The organism is Chamaesiphon sp. VAR_69_metabat_338 (assembly GCF_031423935.1).
Classification (GTDB): Bacteria; Cyanobacteriota; Cyanobacteriia; order Cyanobacteriales; family Chamaesiphonaceae; genus Chamaesiphon.
Window position 1 is genome coordinate 1 of record NZ_JANPGM010000199.1, and the last position, 3,153, is coordinate 3,153.

Sequence of the window (3,153 nt, forward strand, 5' to 3'; positions counted from 1 at the left end):
ATTGGTGGCAAGGATGCGACCCGATCGAATGTCGAAGTTGGTGCGATCGTAGGCGGTGACTGTGCCGCCGGCGGCTTCGACGATCGCGACGCCTGCGGCTAAGTCCCAGGGTGATAGTCCTCGTTCCCAGTAGCCATCTAATCTTCCACAGGCGACGTAAGCTAGATCGATCGAGGCTGCGCCTGCGCGTCTGACGCCTTGGGTAATGTGGGTGAGGTAGCAAAATTCTTGATAGTTATTATCTGGGGTTTCGCGGCGATCGTAGGCAAATCCGGTCACTAATAGGCTTTTTGCTAGTTTATCGACGCTGGAGACGCGAATCGGCTTGTCGTTGCAGGTTGCGCCTAAACCGACTGCGCCGCAAAATAGTTCGCGATGGAAGGGATCGTAGATCGCGCCAACTGTGGGCACGCCATTAATTAACAGCCCGATCGACGCAGCGGAAAATGGGTACTGGTGGGCATAATTGGTCGTGCCATCGAGGGGATCGATCGCCCATAAGTACTCGGCATCGATCGCGCCAAATTGTCCCGATTCTTCTGCCAAGATGGAATGTTCTGGGCAATGTTGGCGGATGATTTCTAAAATTACGGCTTCGGCTTGTCGATCTGCTTCCGTCACGAGATCGCCCGGACGCCCTTTTTCGACGATCGATTCCAATTTGCCCCAGCAAGCTTGTAATACTTCGCCAGCAGCTAGTGCTGCCGTTGCTGCTACTTTTAAATAAGTAGATAACTGGTCTGTCGCTAGTTGCGGTGAGTTCATGAGGGCGATCTAAAGTTTCAATACTTACCGCTTTCGATCCTACCTCGATCGGGCGAACTAACTCAAACCGATCTAACAACAAAAATCTCCCTAGTAGCTCAGGGAGATCGGGCCGATCGTTATTTATTTTCGATCGCTAATTTGCGCAAGTATTTAACGGCGCGCTACCTACTAAGTCGTAGTTTCTTTTTGTAGCCATGTAAAACTGTCGGTGGGGCTGCAATTGTTGATAATAAAGTCCGATGCCTTGCTGGATAACTAAAGCGTGCTCTTGATTTGTATGTTTTTGAATTTCTTCTAACTGACGAGCGGTTTCAGCATCTAATTGAATTATAAGTTGCATATTATATTCCTATTGATATATTTAATAATATAGTTATGATATCTTGAACAGATGGCACTTACGTCAGTCGATCGATAGATCTTTGACTGCGATCTATGTGCTAGTGTATATGGCTTGATTATCCAAAACAGTAGCACTGAAGACATTTACTAATAATTATAATTTACTTTTAAAATAATTAATATTACGCAATATTATAGCGATTTGAAAGTTACAATGGCAAGCTAGACTACATGGTAACGAACGATCTCGATCGATAGCAGTAGGTAAGTAGTCGATCGGAATTGTCACAACTTAACAATCAATCGCCAGATGACGAGTTTTTCGGTAAAATGCTAGGGAACTAATCACTTACGCATTAACCTGATGGTCATGAACCCAGCAGCAGCTCAAGACAGTACCAATAAACCGAGCGAACCTAATGATAAAACGCTCGAAGCGATGAGACATTTCTCCGAAACCTATGCAAAAAATACAGATACTTTTTTCTGCGTCGATCTTTCGGTAACTGCTGTCGTGATCAAAGGATTGGCCAAAAATAAGGAAGAATTAGGTTCGCCATTGTGTCCTTGTCGTCACTATGAAGACAAAGAGGCAGAGGTTAAAGCTGCTTTTTGGAACTGTCCGTGCGTACCGATGCGCGAGCGCAAGGAATGTCACTGCATGTTGTTCCTGACTCCTGACAATGACTTCGCCGGAAAAATGCAAGAGATTGCCCTTGAAGAAGTCAAATCGGTATAAGTGGTTAGTTGCCGATCGAATGTTGTGGAAGAGAGATCCCGATCGCGACTTTTTTAGTTAAGTTTGAGGGACTAAAGTAGTCGTGCTTTAGTTGCATGTCGCGATCGAGGCGGGGCGGCGCAGTCGCAATGGCTGGACGTCCGAATGGTAAAATATCCACAGGCAGATTTAGCAATCGCCCAGTCTTAACTATTTGCGAGCTTCTAACTCATGTCTAGCGATGAATCTAGCCGTCTGCATCAGGCAATTCCGATCGATCGGATTAAATATGACGAGCGGGGTTTAGTGCCAGCGATCGTTCAAGATTATTTGGATGGTACGGTGCTGATGATGGCATGGATGAATCGTGAGTCGCTCCAGCAGACGTTGGCTACTGGAGAAACGTGGTTTTGGAGTCGTTCTCGCCAAGAATTTTGGCATAAAGGTGCTACCAGCGGACACATTCAACATGTCAAAAATATCCGCTATGACTGCGACAGCGATGCGCTGCTCGTCTCCGTCGAACAAGTTGGCGATATTGCCTGTCATACGGGCGAACGGAGTTGCTTCCACCAAATCGCTGCGACAACAGTCGCACCACCCGCCGATACCCTCTCAGACCTCTATCAGACCATTTGCGATCGCCGCGACAATCCGAGTGAGGGTTCCTATACCCAAAGCCTTTTTGCAGGCGGGGATAACAAAATTCTCAAGAAAATCGGCGAAGAAGCAGTCGAAGTCGTGATGGCCTGTAAAGACGATCGACCCCAGGAAATCGCCAGTGAAGCTGCCGATCTGTTCTATCATACCCTCGTCGCCCTCGCCCACCACCGCGTCAGCATCCGCGATGTCTACCGCGAACTCCAAAAACGGCGGAAATAATTATTTAGTCACTTTCATTGGCACCAGCTAAATTAGCGATCGCGACTAGTTGTTGAGATCTATAATTCTCAGCATCGTCAACCTTACCGCGATCGCGCTCGCACAACAAGACAGCTTGGGGTCATTAGTGGGATTTTCCATCCCTATCCCCTATCCCCTACCCCCTATCCCCTATGATGCTGACTGAAATCGCTCAAAAAACCCGACTAGCCGCCCGACATTTAGCCAGCCTCCCAGCAACAGCTAGAAATGCCGCGCTCGAAGCTATTGCCAAATCTTTGGAAAGTCATGCTGCCGAAATCGTTGCTGCTAATGCTATCGATTGCCAAGCGGCAGAGGACGAAATCGCCCCAGCTTTATTTGCGCGATTGAAACTAGATGCCACCAAGCTCAAAGGCGCGATCGTCGGTGTACGCGATGTGGCTAAATTAGCCGATCCAGTC

5 protein-coding genes and 1 pseudogene are annotated in these 3,153 nt (G+C 47.8%); 3 read left to right on the forward strand and 3 right to left on the reverse strand.

Translation table 11 applies throughout. The annotated features are described in order from the left end of the window. Positions 1-765 (reverse strand): inositol monophosphatase family protein (locus RMO84_RS05785; RefSeq protein WP_310487525.1); only part of this gene is annotated, 765 nt, incomplete at its 3' end. A 136-nt stretch (positions 766-901) separates the two neighbouring features. Next, positions 902-1,108: a hypothetical protein gene (locus RMO84_RS05790; protein ID WP_310487526.1), complete on the reverse strand. Its 207-nt coding sequence runs from the start codon at positions 1,106-1,108 to the stop codon at positions 902-904. Between the two features lie 366 nt (positions 1,109-1,474). Between RMO84_RS05790 and RMO84_RS05795 the strand changes: the two genes are divergently transcribed. Next, positions 1,475-1,849, forward strand: a complete 375-nt coding sequence (locus RMO84_RS05795; protein WP_310487527.1) for a ferredoxin-thioredoxin reductase catalytic domain-containing protein — start codon at positions 1,475-1,477, stop codon at positions 1,847-1,849. Between the two features lie 4 nt (positions 1,850-1,853). On the opposite strand, the gene RMO84_RS05800 is transcribed toward RMO84_RS05795, so the two are convergent. After that, on the reverse strand, positions 1,854-2,009 hold the full coding sequence (locus RMO84_RS05800; protein WP_310487528.1) for a hypothetical protein: 156 nt from the start codon (positions 2,007-2,009) through the stop codon (positions 1,854-1,856). A gap of 50 nt (positions 2,010-2,059) precedes the next feature. Here RMO84_RS05800 and hisIE point away from each other — a divergent pair, with 50 nt between their 5' ends. Both hisIE and RMO84_RS05810 read left to right on the forward strand, forming a co-directional pair. After that, positions 2,060-2,710 carry a bifunctional phosphoribosyl-AMP cyclohydrolase/phosphoribosyl-ATP diphosphatase HisIE gene (hisIE, locus tag RMO84_RS05805; RefSeq protein WP_310487529.1) on the forward strand — a complete coding sequence of 217 codons (651 nt, stop codon included), beginning with the start codon at positions 2,060-2,062 and terminating at the stop codon, positions 2,708-2,710. Positions 2,711-2,886: 176 nt separating this feature from the next. Then, positions 2,887-3,153, forward strand: a pseudogene (locus tag RMO84_RS05810) (gamma-glutamyl-phosphate reductase); the annotation flags it as partial.